The organism is Pseudomonadota bacterium (genome assembly GCA_030859565.1).
Taxonomy (GTDB): domain Bacteria; phylum Pseudomonadota; class Gammaproteobacteria; order JACCXJ01; family JACCXJ01; genus USCg-Taylor.
In genome coordinates, this window is record JALZJW010000001.1 from 88,205 (window position 1) to 110,859 (window position 22,655).

At 58.9% G+C, this 22,655-nt stretch carries 19 protein-coding genes and 2 pseudogenes; 3 read left to right on the top strand and 18 right to left on the bottom strand.

Annotation, left to right across the window (positions count from 1 at the left end; all coding sequences use genetic code 11):
- Nucleotides 1-58: 58 nt before the first annotated feature.
- From lptG to M3436_00460, 16 genes and pseudogenes are all read right to left on the bottom strand, one after another.
- Entirely contained in the window at nt 59-1,087 is a 1,029-nt protein-coding gene (gene lptG, locus M3436_00385) for an LPS export ABC transporter permease LptG (protein MDQ3562648.1), read from the bottom strand.
- Between the two features lie 53 nt (nt 1,088-1,140).
- Complete coding sequence (lnt, locus tag M3436_00390) at nt 1,141-2,685, bottom strand: apolipoprotein N-acyltransferase (GenBank protein MDQ3562649.1); 1,545 nt, start codon at nt 2,683-2,685, stop codon at nt 1,141-1,143.
- 13 nt (nt 2,686-2,698) lie between these two features.
- A complete protein-coding gene (locus M3436_00395; protein MDQ3562650.1) occupies nt 2,699-3,574 on the bottom strand; it encodes a CBS domain-containing protein in 876 nt (291 codons plus the stop codon).
- Entirely contained in the window at nt 3,571-4,035 is a 465-nt protein-coding gene (gene ybeY, locus M3436_00400; GenBank protein MDQ3562651.1) for an rRNA maturation RNase YbeY, read from the bottom strand. The genes M3436_00395 and ybeY overlap by 4 nt, the downstream gene beginning before the upstream one ends.
- Nucleotides 4,035-5,036, bottom strand: a complete 1,002-nt coding sequence (locus M3436_00405) for a PhoH family protein (GenBank protein MDQ3562652.1) — start codon at nt 5,034-5,036, stop codon at nt 4,035-4,037. Before M3436_00405 ends, ybeY begins: the two co-directional genes overlap by 1 nt.
- A 217-nt stretch (nt 5,037-5,253) precedes the next feature.
- Nucleotides 5,254-6,606, bottom strand: coding sequence for a tRNA (N6-isopentenyl adenosine(37)-C2)-methylthiotransferase MiaB (gene miaB, locus M3436_00410; GenBank protein MDQ3562653.1), 1,353 nt, complete (start codon nt 6,604-6,606; stop codon nt 5,254-5,256).
- A 368-nt stretch (nt 6,607-6,974) separates the two neighbouring features.
- A complete protein-coding gene (locus M3436_00415) occupies nt 6,975-10,427 on the bottom strand; it encodes a DUF748 domain-containing protein (protein ID MDQ3562654.1) in 3,453 nt (1,150 codons plus the stop codon).
- Nucleotides 10,428-10,661: 234 nt separating this feature from the next.
- A complete protein-coding gene (locus M3436_00420) occupies nt 10,662-11,003 on the bottom strand; it encodes a hypothetical protein (protein ID MDQ3562655.1) in 342 nt (113 codons plus the stop codon).
- Nucleotides 11,000-12,523, bottom strand: coding sequence for an FAD-dependent oxidoreductase (locus M3436_00425; GenBank protein MDQ3562656.1), 1,524 nt, complete (start codon nt 12,521-12,523; stop codon nt 11,000-11,002). The genes M3436_00420 and M3436_00425 overlap by 4 nt, the downstream gene beginning before the upstream one ends.
- Nucleotides 12,524-12,628: 105 nt before the next feature.
- Nucleotides 12,629-13,774 carry a DUF4340 domain-containing protein gene (locus tag M3436_00430; protein MDQ3562657.1) on the bottom strand — a complete coding sequence of 382 codons (1,146 nt, stop codon included), beginning with the start codon at nt 13,772-13,774 and terminating at the stop codon, nt 12,629-12,631.
- A gap of 3 nt (nt 13,775-13,777) precedes the next feature.
- Entirely contained in the window at nt 13,778-15,637 is a 1,860-nt protein-coding gene (locus M3436_00435) for a Gldg family protein (GenBank protein ID MDQ3562658.1), read from the bottom strand.
- Nucleotides 15,638-15,662: 25 nt separating this feature from the next.
- Nucleotides 15,663-16,397, bottom strand: a complete 735-nt coding sequence (locus M3436_00440; GenBank protein ID MDQ3562659.1) for an ABC transporter permease subunit — start codon at nt 16,395-16,397, stop codon at nt 15,663-15,665.
- A complete protein-coding gene (locus M3436_00445; GenBank protein ID MDQ3562660.1) occupies nt 16,394-17,353 on the bottom strand; it encodes an ABC transporter ATP-binding protein in 960 nt (319 codons plus the stop codon). The genes M3436_00440 and M3436_00445 overlap by 4 nt, the downstream gene beginning before the upstream one ends.
- 202 nt (nt 17,354-17,555) lie before the next feature.
- On the bottom strand, nt 17,556-18,572 hold the full coding sequence (locus M3436_00450) for an asparaginase (GenBank protein ID MDQ3562661.1): 1,017 nt from the start codon (nt 18,570-18,572) through the stop codon (nt 17,556-17,558).
- A gap of 5 nt (nt 18,573-18,577) precedes the next feature.
- A complete protein-coding gene (locus tag M3436_00455; protein MDQ3562662.1) occupies nt 18,578-19,042 on the bottom strand; it encodes a DUF1499 domain-containing protein in 465 nt (154 codons plus the stop codon).
- A 196-nt stretch (nt 19,043-19,238) separates the two neighbouring features.
- Nucleotides 19,239-19,412: pseudogene (locus M3436_00460) on the bottom strand (IS1634 family transposase).
- 19 nt (nt 19,413-19,431) lie between these two features.
- Here M3436_00460 and M3436_00465 point away from each other — a divergent pair.
- From M3436_00465 to M3436_00475, 3 genes and pseudogenes are all read left to right on the top strand, one after another.
- Nucleotides 19,432-19,820: pseudogene (locus M3436_00465) on the top strand (DUF456 domain-containing protein).
- A 419-nt stretch (nt 19,821-20,239) separates the two neighbouring features.
- A complete protein-coding gene (locus M3436_00470) occupies nt 20,240-20,737 on the top strand; it encodes a PRC-barrel domain-containing protein (protein MDQ3562663.1) in 498 nt (165 codons plus the stop codon).
- Nucleotides 20,738-20,850: 113 nt separating this feature from the next.
- Nucleotides 20,851-21,078 (top strand): hypothetical protein, encoded by a 228-nt coding sequence (locus M3436_00475; protein MDQ3562664.1) that lies wholly within the window; start codon nt 20,851-20,853, stop codon nt 21,076-21,078.
- 17 nt (nt 21,079-21,095) lie between these two features.
- On the opposite strand, the gene M3436_00480 is transcribed toward M3436_00475, so the two are convergent.
- A complete protein-coding gene (locus M3436_00480; protein ID MDQ3562665.1) occupies nt 21,096-21,635 on the bottom strand; it encodes a hypothetical protein in 540 nt (179 codons plus the stop codon).
- 543 nt (nt 21,636-22,178) lie between these two features.
- Nucleotides 22,179-22,454, bottom strand: a complete 276-nt coding sequence (locus M3436_00485; GenBank protein MDQ3562666.1) for a hypothetical protein — start codon at nt 22,452-22,454, stop codon at nt 22,179-22,181.
- Between the last annotated feature and the right edge of the window lie 201 nt (nt 22,455-22,655).

A 22,655-nucleotide genomic window follows, 5' to 3' on the forward strand; every position in this document is an offset into this window, starting at 1 on the left:
TGCTCGCCGGACATGATATCAAGGATGATGAATTTTATCAGTCAACTCCTTGGATTGATCAGTGTACCCGCCGCATAAGTAAAACGGCGGCCATGAAAGTGGCGGCCGTTGGAAACATCGCGCTGAGCACCGGCGATAGATCGAATACCACGCCCAATGACCCCGCCGCCTTGTTGATGATATGGAAACCCAGGCCGATGCATGACCCGATCACGATGCGTTGCCCGATACCCGTTTTTTGCGCCGTGACCAACACAATCGGAATGGCAAGAAAGACCATGGCGCCCGTGGCCAACGGATATGACAGCTTCGCCCACAGCGCGTGCCGGTAGTAGCGGCTGTTTTGCCCGTTAGCCTCCCGAAAGCGGATGTAGTTATAGAGGTTGATCATGGACAATTGCTGCGGGTTGATCGCGACAAGATTGATAAGCTTGGGATCCAGCAACGAATCCCATGTTGCATGCTCCATTCGCCGCTTGCGCACGCGTTCCGCGTCGAAAACGGTCTGATTGATCCGTTCGAGAACCCATCGGCCTTGCTTGTAATAAGCCTGCCGCGCGAAGGTACTCACGCGGAGACGATTCTGGTCGTCGAATTCATAGATGTAAACCTCCTCCACGCGATTGTCGGGTAACACCCGGCGAATGTTGATATAACTCTGCCCGTCCCGAGCCCAAAAACCGCCCGGGGTTCTAAGCGCGATCTGATTGGTCGTCGCAATCGACTTTCTGTGTTGCGCCAACTCTTCACTGGGCGGGGCGATAAACTCGCCTACCACAAGGGAGGCGAGCACGAAAACGGATCCCAACTTCATTACCGATAAGACGATCCGCACCAGCGACACCCCGGAGGTTCGAATCACGATCATTTCGCTGTTGCGAACCAGCGTTCCCAGACCGATTAAGGTGCCGATCAAGGCGGCGATTGGGAACAGCTCGTAGGTCAAGCGCGGGATGCTGAAAAAGACGAACTCAACGATGGCGAGGATCCCATACCCGCCACGGCCTACCTTATCCAGCTCATCGATAAACTCAAAGAAAGAAAATACCGCGACCAGAACCACCAACACACTCGCGATCGAGCTCATTACGATCCTCGCGATGTAGCGGTTCAAGATCCGCATCACTGCGAGGTGCGGTGCTAACTACGCACGCGGCAAAAAACGAGAGCCGCGGCAAGTAAACCCGCGGCGAGGGCAACCATTGGGCCGTTCCCGAACATAACGTAAGGGGTCGCGCCCGTGCGCGCGCGAACCCGTGCCTTGAGTGTATATGGCCGAAACTGCGGCGCCTGCGCCACCACCTTGCCCCGGTGGTCGACAACGGCGGAAATCCCATTGTTAGTGGACCGCAAGAGAAACCGGCCGCCCTCCAGAGCACGCATGCGCGCCATCTCCAAATGTTGGTGAGGCGCAATCGAGTCTCCGAACCAGGCATCGTTGCTGACATTAACCAAAAGCCGGGCCATCGGAAGCTGTTCGATGACGTCTTCGCCGAATGCATCCTCATAGCAAATGGAAACGCCGACCGGGACACCGGCGACCACAAGCGGTGCTTGGCCCCGGCTGCCGGCGCTGAAGCTCGACATGGGGATATCCAGGAAATCGAGGAGTTTCCCCAGTAGCGCCGGGAACGGCAAGTACTCGCCGAAGGGCACCAGGTGGCGCTTTCGATAGATCCCCGCGTGGCGCCCGATAGTGGCGACCGCGTTATAATACCGCTCCCCGCCAGGGTCTCGATAGGGCACGCCGAGGAGGAGCTCGGTCCCCGTTTGCCGTGCCTTTGCGGTAAGTAGGCGAACATACGGCGTGGCCTCTGTATAGAACTCCGGTATGGCGGTCTCCGGCCACACGATAACATCGGCCTTCCCCCACGAGGACGCCGTCAGACCGAGGTAGCGATCGATGGTTGCCTGCCGCTCCGCGGGCAACCATTTCATCGCCTGCGCAACGTTGCCCTGAATGAGCGCCACCGAGAGCGATTTAGTCGCGTGTGCTTCGGTCCATGTCACCCGGCCCAACACAAACGCACCTATCCAGAGGACCGATAGAAACACAGGGTAGCCTAAGCGCGATGGACTCCGGAGCATCGCGCAGAGAAGCCCGGCGCTTAGCGCTACCGCGAAGCTTACTCCGTATACACCGAACACCGGGGCGAGGCCGGCGAGCGGAGTATCCACCTGGCTATAACCAACATTCAGCCACGGGAAACCTGTCAAAACCCACCCCTTGAACCATTCCATGAGCGTCCAGAGAGCCGGGAGCACCACCAGAAAGCGCGCCGCGGCGGACACGCGAAACCAACGGTTGGCGAGCGCTCCGATCAGCCCGGGATAAAGGGCGACAAAGGCGATAAACCCGGCGGTCACGGTGACTGAAAAGGCCAAGACGGGCATCCCGAATTGATGGATGCTGATTTGCACCCAAGAAACACCCGTTCCAAGCATTCCGAGGCCATAAAGCCAGCCGCGCCAAAACGCCCGCCGCGGCGAGACTTCGTCCCAGAGATAGAAAAGAGCCGCGAGTGACAGCACGGCGAGCGGCGCCAGCTCGAAAGGTGCGAATGCCAATGGCAGAATCGCACCCGCGGCGAGGCTCGCTAAATCCCCGGCAAGACTAAGCCAGGCTTTATTCGCCAAACCTTCCCGCCACTCTGCGGCGAGCGCCACGGCCCGGCGATCACGCATTTTGCCCCAAACCTTAGCCAACTCCAGCCTGCGGCTGCTCGCCGGCCCATTCCTGTGCCCGGCCGACACGCATTAAATGGATGCGGCGCGGATCGGCGCGGAGTATGGTAAATTTCCAGCCCCCGTACTCGATCGCCTCACCACGCGCCGGCATATGACCCAAGGCCTTGAGGATGACGCCGCCGATGGTGTCGAATTCCTCGTCCGCAAAGCCGGTTTGAAAATAAGCGTTGAATTCGTGAATTGGGGTGCGCGCCCGAACGGTGTAGCGATCGTCACGGTGCTTCCTGATATATCCTTCCTCGCCGACGTCGTGCTCATCGCTGATGTCACCAACGATCTGTTCGATGACATCCTCGATGGTCACCAGCCCCGACACCCGTCCGTACTCATCGACCACGATGGCCATGTGGTTACGGCTACTGCGAAATTCCCGCAGTAGCACGTTCAAGCGCTTGCTTTCCGGTACGAACACCGCCGGACGCAACACATCCCAAAGGTCTAAGGGGGTGGACTCTGTCTGCGCCAGATAAGCAAGCAAGTCTTTCGCGAGCAAGATCCCCAGCACCTCATCGCGTTTGTCATCGACCACCGGAAACCGCGAGTGCCCGGAACGGATCACCCGCGGCAGAAACTCTTTCACTCCCGCCTCCGCGGGGACTACGACCATCTGCGCGCGCGGTAACATGATATCTCTTACCTGCATCTCGGAGACCAGCAGCGCGCCCTCGATCATCGCCAGCACCTCGGGATAAATCAGATTGCGCTGCTCGAGCTCACGCAGTAAGTCCGTGATCTCTTGCGTGTCCCGGGGATACAGGCGGAGAAATTCCCTAGTCCTTCCAAGCCACGAATTCTTTCGGGTTCTACTAGGGTGGTCTTCGTTCATGCACCGGGTACATCGCTGTAAGGATTCGGATACCCGAGTCTTTTGAGAATGTCCTGTTCTAGCCTTTCCATAGATTCGGCTTCACGCTGCGTTTTATGGTCGTATCCAAGCAGATGCAAAACGCCGTGAACGATGAGATGCGCCCAATGAGCCTCGGGAGATTTTGATTGCTCATGGGCTTCGCGCATGACCACGGGGGCGCAAATCACGATATCGCCCAGGAAAGCGGGGGCTGTGTGATCGAGACCTTCGCTCGGGAACGATAGTACATTGGTCGCGCCGCGCCGCTTGCGCCAACGCCGATTCAAATCCGCGCCTTCCGCTTCGCCGACAATACGCACCGTGACCTCGGCGCTCGCGCACCGGCGGGCCAGGGCCGTGCGTATCCACTTGATCACGGTACAGCGCGTGGGCAGGTCCGCGGATCCGCAGGCATACTGCAGCGCTAATCGGATCGCCATCAACAGGGCTCGGCCGCGCTCCGGCGTCCGGCTTCGTAGGTTTCGTAAGCCTCGACCACCCGTGCCACGAGCGGATGTCTTACCACGTCCTTGGCTTGGAAAAAAGTAAAGCTCACCCCCCGCGTCTGTCGTAGCACGTCGATGACCTGCCGCAATCCCGACAGCCGGCCCGCCGGGAGATCTACTTGCGTGATATCGCCGTTGATCACCGCGGTCGAGCCGAAACCGATGCGCGTGAGAAACATCTTCATCTGTTCCGAGGTGGCGTTTTGCGCTTCGTCCAGTATGATCACGGAGTCATTCAAGGTCCTCCCGCGCATGAACGCAAGCGGCGCGACTTCGATAATATGACGCTCGATATATTTCGAGACTTTGTCAAACCCCAGCATCTCGTACAGAGCATCGTACAAGGGCCGCAAATAGGGGTCCACCTTCTGAACGATGTCCCCGGGCAGGAACCCCAAGCGCTCGCCCGCCTCCACCGCGGGCCGGGTTAATACCACGCGCCGCACCGCTTCGCGTTCCAAGGACTCGACCGCGCAGGCAACAGCCAGGTAGGTCTTACCGGTCCCCGCGGGGCCGATGCCAAAATTAATGTCGCATTGGCGAATGTTATCAACATAACGGCGCTGGTTCGCGCCGCGGGCTTTCACCACACAGCGCGGCGTTTGGATAAGGTGATCGTCGTGCTCAGCCTCTTCCAAAATCTCTTCGATGCCGGCTTCCTGCAGATGCAGATGGATACGCTCCGGACAGAGCATCTCCTCAACGGTCGCCGCATACAACTGTTCCATGATACGGCCGGCCGCGGCCACCGAGCGCGGCAGGCCGATCACCCGGAAGGCATTACCGCGGTTGTTGATCTCGACCCCCAAGCGGCGTTCTAGCAGCCGCAGGTGCTCATCGAACTGACCGCATAAATTGGCCAGGCGCTGGTTATCGAGCGGCGCCAAAACAATGTCGCTCGCAAGTGCTGGCGGCAGCTTCTTGGTCGTACTCAAGCGAGCACTGGGCGATCAGAGTTTGTGAAAAAACCGTCGCGAGCGAAGGGAGGTCGCGTTCCGCCGGAGCGCAGGACGGTTTCGCCGGGAGCGAAACGGAGCGCAAGCCCCGCAGGGGCGAGTCCCAAGGATGGGGCGAGCAACCGGAGTGTATATTGAAATACATGAGGATTCCGAGTACCGCCGGAACGCGAGATCCCGAGCGTAGTAGGTTTTTTCACAAACTCTCAGTAGACTCGTTCGCGCGCCCGATCAGCTCGCCGCGCAACGAATGCGAAAAGGCCGCGGTGATCCGCACATCGGTAAAGTGGCCGGCGAGGCGCGGGCGCGCGGCCACGTTCACCACCCGGTTGTTGCCGGTGCGGCCGCACAGTTCCGCCGGGTTCTTGCGCGACGGGCCTTCCACCAAGATGCGTTCCGCCTTGCCCACCATGGACACACTGATGTTTCGGGCATTTTCGTCAATGCGCGTTTGCAGGATCTGTAGCCGCTCTTTTTTCACCTCCTCCGGAACCTCATCGGGGAGACTGGCGGCTGGCGTGCCCGGGCGCTTGCTATAGATGAAGCTAAACGATTGGTCAAATCCTATGGCGGCGACGAGAGTTAGGGTTTTCTTGAAATCCTCCTCAGTCTCGCCCGGAAAACCGACGATAAAATCCGAGGACACGCTGATGCCTGGCCGGACCTTGCGCAGCTTGCGGATTTTGGCGCGGTATTCCAGCGCGGTGTAACCGCGTTTCATCAGTGCGAGGACGCGGTCCGATCCGCTCTGCACCGGCAGATGCAGATGATCCGCAAGTTGCGGAATGTCCGCGTAGGCCGCGATCAAGCGATCGGAAAATTCCAGCGGATGCGAGGTTGTAAAGCGGATGCGTTCGATGCCATCGATGTCGGCCACATAACGCAGCAATACGGCGAGATCGGCAATCCTGCCAGCGTGCATCGCTCCGCGGTAAGCATTGACGTTCTGACCGAGGAGCGTCACCTCGCGCACGCCTTGCTCGCCGAGCCCGGCGATCTCGGTGATCACATCGTCAAAAGGCCGGCTGAACTCCTCCCCGCGCGTATACGGCACGACACAAAACGAACAATACTTGCTGCAACCCTCCATAATGGAAACGAATGCGGTAGGTCCCTGCGCCCGCACCTCGGGCAGGCGGTCGAATTTCTCAATTTCCGGAAAGCTGATATCGATGATCCGGCGCCCCGTTCCTGCGACGGCGTCCAGCATCGCCGGCAGCCGGTGGAGGGTCTGAGGTCCAAAAATCACATCGACATCGGGGGCGCGCTCCCAAATCGCCGCTCCTTCCTGGCTGGCCACGCAACCGCCCACGCCGATGACGATCTCGGGCCGGGCCTTTTTCCACTGGCGCCAGAGTCCTAGCTGCGAGAATAGCTTTTCCTGCGCCTTCTCCCGCACGGAGCAGGTATTGACGATGAGAACATCGGCCTCCGCAGGGTCCGCGGTATTGCACAACCCGTGCGATTCCTCCAAGGCAGCGACGATGCGGGAAGAATCGTATTCGTTCATCTGACAGCCAAAGGTTTTTATATAGAGCTTATGCGGCATGTGCTCCTCAAGAGGCCCCCACCATCTTATTAAACTACACCTAATGCCGTGGTTTTTCCATGCGTTCCGTTGCCGCTGGAATGGAACAGGCGTGGCGACAGCGGTGCCGGCAGAAAGCGGCGGCAAACGCCCGATTTTATCAGCATGGGCTACGACTCGGGGTTTTGTTCGCCAAGAGATTGAGCGCCGCGACATCTCTACTGGCAACGGTCATAATCTACCCTTTCTCGTCCGTCATGCCGGTGAAAACCGGCATCCAGGAGGGCCTTAATGCGCCGCACTGGACTCCGGCTTTCGCCGGGGTGACGGTGATATGGGGATCATCCATGTTTAAGAAAATTATTCCCGTTCGTATAACGGATAGAGTGCTACGGCTCCGGCCCGAGCGTCCCCAGCTCGAGTTTTGTCGGGACGCTGTCCGCCTGGGTATCCGGGACCTGCTCGATTTCCCCGGCGCTGGCACGAGATGGATCGAATCCAGCTTGGCCGGTCAGTTTCTTGATAACCGCTGTAGCGCGCCGTACGGCCAAAGCTTCAAGGTCGCCCGTTGCCAATGGAGCCTTTTCTACCAGATGTTGGAATAATTTTTCGTAGAAATCGACGTCCTCGCTGGCCTGGCCCATCAGTGACAAGATTGCGCTGACCCTTTTTGGCTTCTTACCCTGAGATTTTTCGTAGCTCGCCTCAAACTCCTCGATGGCATCTTCGCCGTCGCGTTCGTCGGACAACGCCTCCAGCGCGCGCTGCGTCTCGGCATTATCGACGGCCACCGGACCCGGGTCCTCGCCCGGTTGCAAGGCGACGTCGAGCTCCTGCGCCAAGGCGCGCCGCACCTGCATTGACCGAAGCGCTTCGCCATCGGCCGCGGGGTCGTACGCCCCGCGTACCGTTAGCGTTAGCATTGGCCGCTTAGTCAATGCCTCCGCTACTTTTGCGAGCTTTTCGCGCTCAGGCGGCGGGATCGTATCGATACCCGGCCGGAACAGGACCGCGTCGATGCCCTCCTCCCCGCCGGCGAGGGCACCGAGCGCCTTGAAGGGCGCGGTGACGGCGGTGGTGATGAGGTTGACGATCGCCTGCCAGACCAGGTGCCCGACGCTGAATTCAGGATGGTCCACGTCACCTTCGATGGGCACGGACGCGTTGATCTTGCCCTCGCCGTCGGTGAGCAGGGCGATCGCGAGATCGAGGGGCAGATTTACCGCTTTCTGACTTTCGACCCGCTCACCCAAGGTAAATTGATCGAGGATGATGGTGTTGTTGCTCTTCAACCTGCGATCCTCAACTTTGTATTCCAGATCCAGGTTCAGCTTTCCGGATTGGATCCTACGCCCGGCAAACGTGCCGCTGTAGGGCGAAAGCGGTGACATCGCAAGGTTGCGGAACACCACTTTAACATCGCTAAACGCCGCAAGCTGTAAGGGGCTTAACGACCCCTCCACGTTGACCTGGCCGTATTCGTCCACACGGCCCTCAAGCTTGAGCCTGGTTCGGCTGGTAGCAGCCGAGGAGATGCCGGTCACCGCGCCGGATAAATCGTGGATGCGGGCGGCGAACGGAAGGACCAGGCTGAGGTCGGCGAAATCGACCTTCGCCCGCTCGATCTGGACACGCTCCACGGTCACTGGAAATGGATTGGCGGAATCGCTCTTCGGCTTTTCCGTCTTTGCCGGCGGCCCGGAAGATGGCGCGCCCTGCGGTTGGAAGGCAGCGGCGAGGTTCACTGTTTTATCTTTGAAGATCACGATCTTCGTGCCCGGTTCGACGAGTCGCACTTCCTTGATGGAAATCTTGTCCGGGCCGAGGCTGAAGTCGAAGCCATCGGCGGACAGCGCCTTCCAGGACAGAAAGGACTTGCCGCTCTTGGTTTCGTTTAGGAGCAGGTTATCGAGGCTGAACGCACCCGCCGCCTTGAGTGATGGACCGGTTTTGGCTTGGCTATAATCGACCCGCATAGTGGCGGAGACAGCGGCACTCTCGAGTGTAAGCGCCGCGACCTGTGCCACCAGCGACTTCAGCGGCGTCAGGTTCATCCCCTCGATCTTCACCTGCGCCTCGGCGCGATCAGCCTTTTGTGACAGTTGTCCCGTCGTGCTCAACGCGCCGCCTTGTTTGATCTTGAGCTGCACATCGAACGCGATGGGTGTCTGTCCGTCATTGGTGATCTCCGTGAGCGCGACTTTCATGTCCTCGATGTCGTACGCAAGCTCGGGCGACACGCTTTGGTCGGCAAGCGCCATGCGAAACCCCTGGAGGTCGAACGCCTTGAGCGCGAAGCGCCACGGCTTGCCTTCCTCCTTGTTCTCCGTTTCGGTGACATCGATCCGGACATTTTCCGAGTCCCGAGGCCCGAATAATTCAAGCCAACGAATTGATTGATCCGCATCTCGGGCTATCTTGGCACCGCCTCCCTGTAGGGCCACTTGTTGGATGGCGGCTTCCCGTTTCTCGAGATCCATTTGTCCGCCCTCGACCTTAATGGAATCCAAGGTCGCGAGCGAAGCGCTCTTATCTCGTTCGGCGATGGCAATGCGCTCAAGACTGACGCTCAAGTCCCGGATCCGCGCTTTCGGTGCAGCGGCGCCGATTTCCGCTTCCGCGCCCAGCCCCAGATTGAAAACCCCAACGGAGACCATGGAGGGTTTAGCGTGACTCGCATCGGCATAAGTGATCCCGATGTCCGCTACCTTGAATGCTTCGAGCTTAACCCGCAAAGGCGGCGCTGCGGGCGCACCGGCCGAAGCCGCGGGCGGAGTGGGCCGCGGCGCATCGGTCGTCGCTCCGGTCTTCACCAACGTCTGCCAATTGGCGATGCCCTTCTCGTCGACGGACACGGCGATGTGCCCGTTGAGCACGTTGAATGTCGGCACCGTCAGCTCCCGGCTCGCAAGATTAAAGCGAGCCCCCGCGATCTCGATAGCGTCAAGGACCAGGATCGGCTCCGGAGCAGCGGGGGTAGAAAGCCGCAATCCCGCCACTTTGATGCCCACATCGTTCACGCTCAGGTCGGCCTTGGCGTGGTCATATCGGAAGCGGTAACGGGCTGTTGCGCCCACGTCCCCTAAGGGTTCAGCCAGGTCCAACTGGTCACGGATGAAGTTCCAAGCGGTCGCTAGCTTGAAGCCCTCGAGTCGCACTTCACCTTCCGATAGGATTGGGTTCAACGAGACATGGCCCTTCCATTCCACTACCGCGCCGTTCGCCAGTCTTGCGCTGACTACGTGAGACCCGCGGTGCTCGGGAAGCGTCGAGATTGCGTCAAGCTCCAGGTCGATCGGACTGACCGTTTCCGCGACCGGAGTCGATTTGGAGCGATCCGTGAATTTCACCGAGCCACCTGTGAGCGCCATGTGCTTCAGCAAGAGCCGTGGCGGGTTCTCTGCCGGCGGAGAGGGCTCGTCGGATTCAGGCAGGGCGGCGGCGATCTTGGCCAGGTTCAGCCGGCCTTCCCGATCGATCATCAAATCAGCAGACCAACCCTCAAGCCGTATATCCGCAAACGTCCATGCCCAGCGCAACAGGCTTTCCAGCTCGAAATCGACGAACAGGCGCTGAAAACCAAATATCGCCTCGCCGGCCGCGTCTTTGAAGGAAAAGTCCTTCGCCTCGAACTCAAAAAGGAAGGGGTTAAACCGTACCTCCGTGACAGCGGCCTGACAACTGAGCTGCTCGGCAGCCAGCTTCGGAACATAATGCCGCACCAGATAGGGAATGAGCAGAAACCCGGCGAGAGTGTATACGGCCAGCGCCGCGGAAATACCAAGCACCCAGGGATTCCGGACCCGCTGAACGAGCCGTTTCAGTTCGACCCGAACGTCCATGCTTGATTAGGCGAGCGGCGTGAGCATTTTTCGAGAGGCTTCGCGCCGGTTTCGGGCTACGACTTGGGGGTTTTCTTAGGCGCGGATGACGGCTTGTTTTTTCCTTCCTTGGTCGTGAGCGCCGCCACGGTCTTAGTTAAAAGCTCGTCCTTGTAACTCGGCATACGAGCGCTAGCGGACGGCGTCTTCGTACAATTGTGAGTCGAATTTCATCGTGACGGCGCCGGCTACTTTTCAAAATACGTGCGTCAGAAGCCAGACGAAGCCGCTCGCGGCGGCGAGGCCGTGAACGATGCCGAGCCACTTTGGAATCCTGCGTCCAGAAAGATCAATGCTGATCATAATCAACCCTCCGATAGCAACTACGGCAAACACCGCGATCGGTCCCCAGTAGTCTCTCCGGCCAGACTCGTAGCTGGCGAATGCAAGAGCAACGAGTCCTGCCGCAGCTAAAGGCCCATGGAGAAATGCAAGACCTTTAGGCGTTTCTTTTCCCCTCAGGAGAAAGGAGAGCAGATAGACCCCAAGAGATGCTGCCAACGCTAAGAGACCTATTGATAGATAAACCTTTGTCACAAGGGCCTCGCTTCGAGGTTTCTTAACGCAGGTCCCTCGATTACCTTGCCGTTGGTCTCAAAGCGGCTAGCATGGCAAGGACAATCCCATGACTTTTCAATTGGATTGAACGTCAGAATGCATTTCATATGCGTGCATACGGCCGACACGCATTCGTACGCAGTTTCGTCTTTTCGGTAAACGGCGAGCTTCTCTCCCTGGCGCTCGATGATGCCGCCTTCACCGGGTCTGATGGCTTCCAGCTTGCGCGTACCGACAAAGGGAAGATCTTTCTGATACTGGCAGTAGACATCGAAGCCTTCTTTGAGAATCGCCTTCGCAGATTTAAGAGGGCGACAGCGATTCGGAGTATAGAGATTGCTCCAGGAATTTTCTCGACCAAGGATGTGGTCGCTAACGATCATCGCTCCCAAAGTGCCAAAGACAAGCCCATCGGTCGAAAATCCTGTAAGGAGGAACAGCCTGTCCTTGTATTTTCCTATATAGGGCAGCTGATCCGCGCCCTGGTAGGCTTGCGCGGACCAACCAACCCTTTCAGATGCCAAATTGAAACGACTTGAAGCATATGATTCGAGACTATGGATAGGGTCCGAGCTGGGAGGCTTGTGACCCGTTTTATATTTCTCTCCGATGACGACCAAATATTGCCTTCCAGAACCATTGACGCAGCGCAGCGAGTGTTTCGGTTGGTCTACGCCCCAATAGATTCCTGGCACCATGGTCGCCTCTTTCAGCTGGGCGGCGATGCCGAACTCTCTGATAGGGGAAAGAGCCAGGTGGAGGGGAGAAACTCCTTTAGGGGTATGTGTCGCAACAATGATATGTTTGGCCCGGATCTCCCCGCCCGGGGTGGTGACTTTGCCTTGGGTGTGGTCAATCTCAGTTGCGGGTGAGTTTTCAAAGATCGAGCATGACTGGGCCAAGCGACTAGCTATACCTTGCGCATAGAGAAGCGGATGAAACTGAGCCTGCCCGCTGAGTCTTAGCGCCGCCTGGGTCTTGAAAGGCAACGGAGCCTCCTGGAGTAGCTCCGCTTGAAGGCCGCATTTCTTAGCCGCCTCAAACTCTTTCGCAAGAAAATTCTGGACTCTTGTTTCGGCCCGTTCAAGAAATTGAAAGAACGGAACCCTCTGAAAGTGACAGTCGATACCCTCGTCTTTGACGGTCTGCTCAATAAAATCAATCGCGGCGGACCTGGAGGCGATCACGTCTCTTACGGTGGCCAATCCATAAGATCGTGTAAGTGTTGACAGATGCTTATCTGTCGTGACGTAAAGGTTTCCGGTGGATCGCCCCGTCGTGCCAAGACCTACACGTCTCGCCTCGAGCAACGCAACCTTCTGTCCTGCGCGACTGAGCAGAAGCGCAGAGGTAAGACCGGTAATGCCGCCGCCAATGACGACAACATCAACATGGGTCTTTCCTCTGTGGGGCGAAAAGCCGGTTCCCGCGCCTGCTGTCGCTGCCCAGATTGAGCTGAGCCTAAAGCGGGATCCGGCGTCGCGTATACTTTCTGTCATAAGCGATTCATCGGTGTAGCCGTGGCTCTCCCCGCACCCTTGGCAGCCTCATCGCAGCGTGAGCATATTTTTTCGAGAGACTTTGCACCGGGTGCGATTTTCGGGCTACGACCCTGGGGTTGTCTTAGGCGCTGATGACGGCTTGTTTTTTCCTTCCTTGGTGGTAAGCGCCGCCACGGTCTTGGTTAACAGCTCGCCCTTGTAACTTGGCAGCACGTAGGTCCAATGGGCGGTTTTTTCGCTCAGCGCTTCGACCTCCTCGGCGACCGATGGAGCGAGTGGTTTTGGCTTATCCTCGGCTTTCGCACCTCCCTTGCCATCCCCGGAGGATGCGTTCCCGGTTTTTGCAGCCGCCTTCTTGGCTGCCTCGGCGTCAAAAGAAAATTCCACGCTAGCCCATGTCTTATCCTTCACGATCGCGCTTTTGACGATCGCCACCAACCCATCGAAGGTGCGCAAGGTCGTCACCGTAGGGTCCGCCGGTAACTTGAGATCCGCCCGCGGCGCGACATCATCGAAGCGCAGGTACTCCAGAGACGCCGCCAGGCTGTTTACGGTCAACTGGGATTTTACTTCGTGCCCTTTCAGGAGCGCGTCCAGCGTGTAGTCCGCATCCTTGGGATCGTCCTTGTAGACGCGCACTAGCGCTTGCCCCGGCTTCTGAATAACGACTTCCCGGATCCGCTCCGAGGGGATATGGGCGACATCCTTGACCAGCCACTCCATCGGATTAGCCGGCACATCCAAACTGCCCTTGACCAGCAGCGCTTGCGGTTTATCCGGCAGCCGCACATAGGTTCCGGCGCTTTTACCCGTACTCGGATTGCCGATGATCAATGACGCCAGCGGTTGGCCTTCCCGGCCCAGCAAGGTCACGAGCCTCGAGGCGGCGCCTTCGCCAGCGGGATCCTCCACAGCTAGTTTGGGATACAGTTCCTTATTCGCGGTCTTGCGCTCGATCACTTGCAGCTCGGCCAAGTCCACCACGGCGCCCTTCACCTTTTCAAACAGCGCCGGAAAGTGGCCGCGATTCTCGACCTCCCAGGTAGCGCCTCGTTTCACTAAGACCGTCTGCTCGGTCTTGGACTTGATCTCGATTTTGGAAACGTCGTTCACGCGCTCAAGCAGATCCGCGAACACCGGCGTGGTCCGGATTTCAGTCTCCGGCGCCTTCCTCTTCTGGGTAAAAAACGCGGCGGCTACCACCGTCAAGGTGATCAGGGCAAGGAGATAAAAGGCGTTCTTTTGCATTGCTCAGGGGTGGCGCCGTGCGCGCACCATCCCCAGACCCATTCCGAACAACCCGATCAAGATCGGCACCAAACCGATGTTGATAAAGCGCAACTGGTCGCCCAAACGTTCGATATTCTTGCGCAGATCGTGCTGCACGGCGCGCAGCTCCTTGCGCGTCGCGATCTGCTCGCCGCGGAACGCCTCGATCGCCTGTTTTTGCTCCGGGCTCAGAAGCAGGGCGCTGCCCTCCTCTTTCTTGCTTTGCATCTCTTGGATCTTGCGCTCGGTCTCCTCGAGCTTGGCTTGCAGGGCGCGCTCGCGGTCGCGGAAACGCGCCTCGGCTTCCCGTTGAATGGCTTCGACGCGCGTGAACGGCCGCGCATACTCGCCGCGGCTGCGCAAGCTGATGAGGTCGTCGTTACCCCCGAGGTTGTCGAGGGCGTTGATCACGAAATTGCCGTTGTCCGCGAACGCCGAAGGCACCCGCAGCCCCAGGAAGTTCTGTACCTGCACCCAGAAGCGGTCGCTCAAGAGATCGGTGTCGGCCACCACGATCAGATTGACGGGATTCTTGGATTCCGCGACAAAACCGGCATCGCTGGCATCGGTCTCGAGCTTTTTTGGCCGGCCCTTGGGAAAGGCGGTTTTGACTTTACCGCTGATGCGCGCGGCCAACGTCAGTGCTTTATCGCCCGGAGCAAAGCCCTGGAGCAGCGCCGCCGGATCGCGGTTGAACATCACCATCTCCCGCTCCAATAACGCGGCGCGCTGACCGGTGGAGATGAGCGGCGTGAAGCTGGTGCCGGCGGCAGCGACTTTCTCCAAGACACCGGCGGTGCCGACATTGATGGTTTTAAGCTCGTTGGTCACGAAATCCTCGCGGTTGAAGTGCCCGCGGCCCAGGCGCAGCCACGGCAGATATTCGATTTGTTGGGGCCCGGCGGGACCGTTATAGGAGACGCGAAGCGCCGACTCCAAATCGCCGGCCACTTTGCCTGCGACGAGCTTCAGCCCCCATTTCTCGAAAAGATCGGGCAGGTTGGATTCGAATTGCGGCAAGGCGCCGGGATTCTCCGGGGGCGGCGCGGAGCGGTCTTCCTCGGCGAACGGATCGACGAAGACCATCGCCTTACCGCCCTTGAGCACGAACTGATCGATCGCGTAGCGCATCTGCTCGGACAGCGTTTTGGGATGGATCAATAGCAAGGTGTCCACGTCCGCGCCGATCTCCACCGCCTCCTGCCCGATCTCCCTGATCTCAAACGCTTCCCGCAACATCGTCGCGAGGGTCCACTGCGACTCCTGCTGCCCGGCCCCTCCGAACACCGGTAGGGAACTGAGCACGCCGATCACGCGTTTCTTGGGATGCGCGAGGGCATAGATGAGCTTCGTGATCTCATACTCCAGAGACTGCTCTTTTTCCGGTTGGAAGAAGGCGATGGCTTGCTCGTCGTCGGTCGAGTTGGTGCCGGCGAGCCCTAGATACCCGCGATCACCCGTGGTGCTAACCGGTAACTGCGTGACGCCGTAGGCCACCGCCTGGTCCTCGGCCTCGGAAAAAGGCTCGGGATCGATGACATTCAAGACCAGTTGACCGTTGGCTACGGCGACATATTCTTCCAACAAGTCGCGGATGCGCTGACCGTAGTTTTGCAGCGCCGGGATCCCCGAGAACAGCTTCGAGGAGAAATAGAATCTGAGAATGATCGGTTCCTCGAGTGACTTGAGGATGTTGCGGGTGCCCTTCGAGAGCGTAAACAACCGGCTCTCGGTCACGTCCAATCGCCAGGAGCTTAAGGTCTCGCCGGTCACTATATTGACGGAAATGAATAACACCGCCGCCAGCACCAATCCTCCTCCCGAGAGCCACTTGCGCGTCATCGGTCGCCTCCTTCCGCGCGCGCGTTTAACTGGCTTTGCGTGCATCGATCGCTACCGTCGTGGCGTATAACCAAAAGGCGATCAGGCTAAGAAAATAGACCAGGCTCCGCACATCGATGACACCCTTGCGAATCGCGGAAAAATGCGTGAGGAAGCTGAAGGAGCCGATGGCATCGATCAGCGCTTGCGGCATCCAGGCTTGGAACAAATCGAGCACGATGGGGAAACCGCTGAGCACGAAGCAGAAGCAGACCGCCATGCTGAGCACGAAGGCAACGACCTGACTCTTCGTCAGCGCCGAGAAGCACCCCCCGATGGCGAGAAACCCGCCGGCCATGATCAAACTCCCGAGATATCCGGCCACGATGACACCATTGTCCGGATCGCCCAAGTAGTTCACGGTGATCCAGATCGGAAACGTCAAAGCCAGCGCCAAGGTGGTGAAACACCAGGCCGCCAGATACTTGCCCAACACCGCTTGAGTCAACGACACCGGCAGCGTCATCAACAGCTCGACCGTTCCCGCCTTACGCTCCTCGGCCCAAAGGCGCATCGAGATCGCCGGGATCAAAAATAAATACAGCCACGGATGGAACTGGAAAAAGGCATCGAGATCGGCTTGATTGCTCTCGTAGAAGCCGCCGAGATAAAAGGTAAAGACCCCGGTCAACAACAAGAAGATTACGATAAAGACATAAGCGATGGGCGTCGCGAAATAGGCATGAAGCTCCCGTTTGAAAATCGCGAACGTAGTCCTCATGCGCGCGCGCCCTCGTTAAAATCCGCGGTGATGGTGCGGAACACCTCATCGAGGTGCCCGGTCTCCACGCGCAGCTCGTCCACCTCCCAGCCGTTGCCGCGTACGGTCTCGCCGATCTCGGCGATGATCGAGCGGCGGTTCTTCGGCAGCACCAGCAAACGCACCAACCCATCGCGCACCGGGAGCTCCTCGATGTCCTCGACGTTCCTCAAGGTCAACAAGCGCTTCTTGGCATTGCCCGCCGCGCCATGGTTCAGGACCAGGGCAACGGCGTTGTAATACCGGGAGCGCGCTTCGAGCTCGGCCGGCGTCCCGGCAAAGAGCACCCGGCCGCGCCCGATGATGATGGCGCGGGTGCAGACTGCATCGACCTCTTCGAGAATATGCGTCGAGATGATGATCGCCTTACGAGGGGCCATCTCCTTGATGAGCGTGCGGACTTCGTGCTTTTGATTCGGATCGAGGCCATCGGTCGGCTCGTCCAGGACCAAGACCTCCGGATCATGCAGCAGGGCCTGGGCGAGACCGACGCGGCGCTTGTAGCCTTTGGAAAGCGTCTCGATGCGTTGCTGGAGAACGCCTTCAAGGTGAATCTTCTGCACGACATCGGCAATTCCCTCCTCTCTCTGCCGGGGGGACAGCCCCCGCACCTCGGCGATGAACTCGAGAAAGCCGAGCGGCGTCATCTCGCCATAGAGCGGCGCGCCCTCGGGTAAGTAACCGATCTTGGATTTGACGGCGACGGGCTTCTCGACCACGTCGTGGCCACACACCGTCACGGTCCCCGCGCTCGGCTCGAGGAACCCCGCGATCATTTTCATGGCCGTGGATTTACCCGCCCCATTGGGTCCGAGAAAGCCAAGGACATCGCCACGGTCAACCGTGAAAGACACATCGGTGACCGCCTGCAAAATGCCAAAATCCTTACTGAGATGCTTGACTTCGATCGCGTGCATGACTCAAGAATCGCCCCTCCCAATTGGGGCCACCATTGTGCAAATTATCGGGCGCGCGTCAACCTTTTTGGTCCCATTAGCCGCATTGTGACACAATCGTATTGAGATCAACCCGAAACGAATCACCGTGGCACGACTCGTGACGAGATCAAAGCTCTTGCGGCGCTCCGGGCTGCCACTCGGCCGTGTGCCGATCACATTTCTAGCCTAGTTTAAACACCGGCATCACCTCGCCGGTTTCCACCCCGCGCGCATTCGGAAGCGACACCCGGCGGTAGGGGATGAGCACCTTAGCAAGCGGTGATTTCAGCACCCCGAGCTGGTGCAAGACCTCGATCGTGACCACGTGCAGCGCGCGTGGCGTGCCGTCCGCGATCTTGATGGCGATCCCCCAGCCGCCACGATTCTTGATGCCGATTCCCTCGACGCCTTCCGCCCCTCCTTTGCTCACCCACTTCCCGCGGCCACTTTGGGTCAATGCATGATCAAACCGGCCGCTCCCGGACACCATGCCGGGGTGGGAGCTGATGGCGGAGAAAACGGCCCCGCGCACTTCGGGGTACATCCCCTCCCCGCCCGCAAGCCGCGCATAGGCCAGCGCCAGCGCCCGCAGGGGGATGGCCGCGTTGGGCGCACTGCAGCCGTCGATTCCGACGACGATGCCGCTCAGGGGCACATCCGCCATGCTCGCGATAGCCGCCAAGATCCGCTGTTGGACTGGGTGCTCGACCTTGAGATAGTCTTCGATCGGGGCCTCGAGCAAGCGGGCGAGCGCCAGCATCCCCGCATGCTTCCCGGAGCAGTTATGGTGGAGCGCGTTAAATGCCTCACTTGACTTCGGCTGCCCGCCGAGCGCTTGATACAGCAGCGGGACATGCACCCCGCACTGGAGATCACGCCGGCTGCAGCGGATCTTCGAGAGGATCCCAAGCACCGCATCGAGATGCTTGGGTTCGCCGGAATGGCTCGCGCACATGAGCGCGATCTCCTCAGGCGTGAAAGCAAACCGATCTACGCCATCATGGGCGAGCAAGGGCAGTATTTGCAGCGGTTTGCAGGCCGAGCGCGTAAACGTCAACGCCGCGGGGTCTCCGGCGCCGGCGATGAGCCGGCCCTTGGAATCGACCGCGGCAATCGACCCGTAGTGGATGCTCTCGACCGCCACCCCGCGCGTCGCCACCGCCAAGGCGGCATGGCCCGCAAGCCGGCTAATCGCCATCTCTCTCAACGCGTCTGGCCCAGCCGCTCGTAGAAATCGAGAATATGGCGCGTGTTGGCGCCGAGATCGCCACGGCCCACCCGCGAGCGCGATTCGACGTGGACAGCGGTTTGCCCCTCCGCCGGCGCCATCCGCACCACGAGATCGTCTTTGAAATGCCATAGGCGCGTGGTCACGACCGCATCGAGCCGAAACCGGTCTCGATCTTCCCGAGCAACTTCCCAACCGAGTTGCGTCACCGCCTCCAGCGCCCTGGCAAAGACCTCTGCAGGTGCTCCGTGATAGAGACGCGGGCGCATCTCAGCGAAGGCGCTGGCCGCATCCGTCCGCGCCACGTTGGAACCGAGATAGGTCATGAGCCTCACCCACGGACCGGGCGGTTCCAACCACGGCAACCGGTTTCCCGCCAGGGCGCCGGCCAGGAGCCCAAGCGGCAGGACTATCAATATCGACAGTAGGATCTTGGACACTGGGTTATCGCTCTGGTGTAACCGTTAAAGCCTAAATAAAGCCCGCGTTAAAACTATCCAAACATATTTGAAATTTCGGGTACACCTCCAAAGTCCCTGTCCTTCGTGGACAGGCATCGTCTTCCACTAAGCTTCCGTGGCACTTTCGAGGCCGTGCCCAAACGGAGTGTTTCTTGAACGCGTATCTCGATCAATTGGCGATGGGACAGCCTTCGCGATTGCATAAAAGACCAAAGACGATCTGAAGTTTATCTCGCTTCCCGTCACGGGAATAGCCCAAGCGGGCGAGTGGACAGCACTGACCTTCAAAATAGGTAGAGCTCACATCGTAGAGCACGAGCGCGCCGTCGTGGAGATGTCGCTCAGCGAGGTTCCTTTCTTTCCTTGCCGTGCTTGCAGCCAATCCATCGCTGCCCGGTTTGCCGTTGGTATTCGCGGGCATGTTGCTGGCGGCCTGGGCCGGCGATTTCTGTCGTATTGGGATTATTGACGGTGTTGTCGCTGGGCATCGACTTTATGGCCACCGCGCTCGGTGCCAAGGGTCGGCGCGAGCAAGCTGGCCTTGATTGGTGCCGTGGTCGGCATATTCGCCGGGTTGTTCTTCGGCGCGGTCGGATTGTTGGCCGGTCCCTTGGTCGGCGCGCTTGGCGGTGAACTGATCCACGGCCGCGAGGTGGGCCAGGCGACCCGGGTCGGATTCGGCATGACTGGGATCCTGCTCGGCACGGCGCTCAAGATCGGCCTCGCTTTCGGGATGCTCGGCCTGTTCGCGTTCGCGCGCGAGGAATGCATGGTTCTTCAGAGGAAGCAAGCCGGGTGGGGTATCGGTACTTATTACCGTCGGCAGGAAATTCTTACATATCCAAACCTCTCCCTCCTCTCAGACGAGTGACTTTTTGTAGCGCGTTGCGATTGAACCGGGACGCATCGAGGTTGCATTACCACGGTCATACCAGCGCAAGCCGGCCGCCAGGCAACCGGCGCCAATCCTCGGTATCGGTTCGCCGATATGACGAAACGTGGGGGTATCGAGGACGCAAATCAGGCCGTCCCAACGAAAATGAATTCCAGAACTGGACCTGCTAATTGTCCCCGTTCGCGGGGTCAAGCATCGCGGTATAGTTCTTGCCGATTAACGCATGAACGCGGTAACAGATCGCGCAAGCCTTTTAGAGTTAATTAACCAGGAGGAGGAGTATGAAGACCTATAGACCAAGCTCGGACCCGGACATCGATGAGAAAATGGGCGAGAAGATGGCAAGTTCCGCTACCACCACCGGTCGATCAACGTTGCATACCGGTGGCAAGCTTGTAGGCGGGCATAGCGGCGATGGTCCGGGACCCCAAGTGATGGCCGCCGATACACTAGAAGGTGATTCGGTCGTCAATCGTCAAGGCGAAAAGCTCGGTGAGATCCGGGACATCATGATAGACGTACCGAGCGGCAGAGTGGGTTATGCGGTCCTGTCGTTCGGGGGTTTTCTCGGGATGGGGGACAAGCTGTTCGCCATTCCGTGGAATGCCTTGACCCTGGACGCAGACAACGAGCAATTCATTCTCGATGTGCCCAAAGAGCGTCTCGACTCCGCACCCGGCTTCGACAAGGATCACTGGCCATCGATGGCCGATCAGCGCTGGGGAACGGAGATCCACTCTTACTATGGCACACAGCCTTATTGGGAAGTGCGAAGCTGAGAAGGGGATCCCCCTGCGGGCACGATGAAATGAAGTCAAGGGCGGCTCCTAGGCAGCCTAAGCTGCGAGGGGCCGCCGTATTTACTGAGTTCGACCGAGGAGTACTGAAACTTATGAACAGTGATGAAAAGGATCGGATGCACGGCGAGGGCGACCGCGAATCCGCTCGAAAATACAACGAAGGAGCTCACCGCTTCGTAAAAGCGGGCAAGGCCAAGCAAACCGGCAAAACGACAAACCCTCCCAAAGCGGATCTCGATCGGGCCGAGCATATCGGGAAAAAGCGCGCCAAAGAGGAAGACCCCGCGGTAAGCCGAGATTACAAAAAGCCGAACCGGTGATACGGTAGACATTGCCGTTATTCGCGCCATCCGGCTGCCCGCCATTCGGCAGCGCGCTTGTCTATGTCCACCGCCTGGTGGCGTTGCATGATCTCCGCGGCCTCGGCCTCATTCGCGCGATCGTCCGCGATTCGCACGGACACCAAAGTACCACCTCGGCGTATTGCTTCGGCGTACCGGCCGGCCCGATCTTCAGGCACTCCCAAGGTATCAATCACGGATGCTAAACCGCCGGCAATCGCCCCCAAACCGGCGCCGAGCAGGATCGCTGCCACGGTGCCGGCGGCGGCCACCCAACCTATCCCCGGGATCGCGAGTTCGCCAATGACCAATCCACCCAAACCACCCACCGCGGTGCCGGTGCCCATCTTGGTACCGAGTGCTTTCGAGCTTGGCCCAGCGCCTTCGAGCGTAGAGACTTTGTAACGAGACCATTCACCGGTGGCGTCACTAGCTATGAGACCGATATCCTCGTGGGAGAATCCGCTGCTCATAAGATCACGGGCCGCCTTCTCCGCCTCGCTTACGTTATCGAACAACCCGATTATCGCCGTCATATGCTCCACCTCTCGATAGTTGTGGTTTATTCCATGCGTCTTCGATCGGTCTCCCCTCAGGGGTAAAACTTACCGGCACCGGTAAGAAATGCAGGACGAACTCGCCAAGACTGTGCGAGTCTTGTGCAAATACACGCGCCTTCTAGAAGGATGCGAATTCCACACCGAGTCGCCGTGTGGCACCTTCGTTGCCGCCCTTCCCCGGCATGTTCAGATACTGGTATGGATGACACGGCTACGGCAGGTCTGCAAAAGACACTTTATGTCCGCTTGGTAAGTGATTTCTAAAGTTTTAAATTCCTTGCCGTCTTTGCCTTTCGTGTACATCTCGTACGTGTAATGGTTGGTGTTCATGATTTCCACTCGGCGCGGGACCGAAAGAGAACTGCGCACGAGATAAAAAGGTGTGCGTCCCGTTTATCTTTCCGTTATGCCGAGTGCTTTCCTTTTGGTCTGAGCGTTTTTGATGTAATGCAAAGGCGCTTGGCCGCTTCCGTTTTTTTCCCTTTGGTCGCGATCAGCGCACGAGTGATCTCGGTCCGCTCACAGTCCTGGACGGCACCCCCCAAAAGCGCGTACCGGCCGTTCCTCTAAACGTGGCTCATCAGGCGGAATAATGCCTGCCAACTCCTCGGCCGTAAGGATGTGTTTATCGTGACGCATGCAGACCTGTTCGAGCACATGGCGCAGCTCGCGCACATTGCCTGACCATGGATGTTGACCGAGCTCGCGGATAAATCCAGGATCCATTATCCTACAGCGTTTTTCGCCCCAGCGGTTGGCGATATCTTGAAACAGAACCCGGCATAGCGCTTTCATGTCGCCCAATCGTTGGCGCGGCGACAACGGCTTCGACAATCCCTATTCCTACCCGGTGACGGAAGTCTATCTAAGGAAGCTCTGAACAAGTAATCGAAAATGGTTGCGCGGCGTGCATACGAATCGATTTCAGACGGAAACGCGGCCGTGAGGCCCATTTTTCATCGTTCAGGGGGCCATGTTCGCCCCGTTTGCCATACT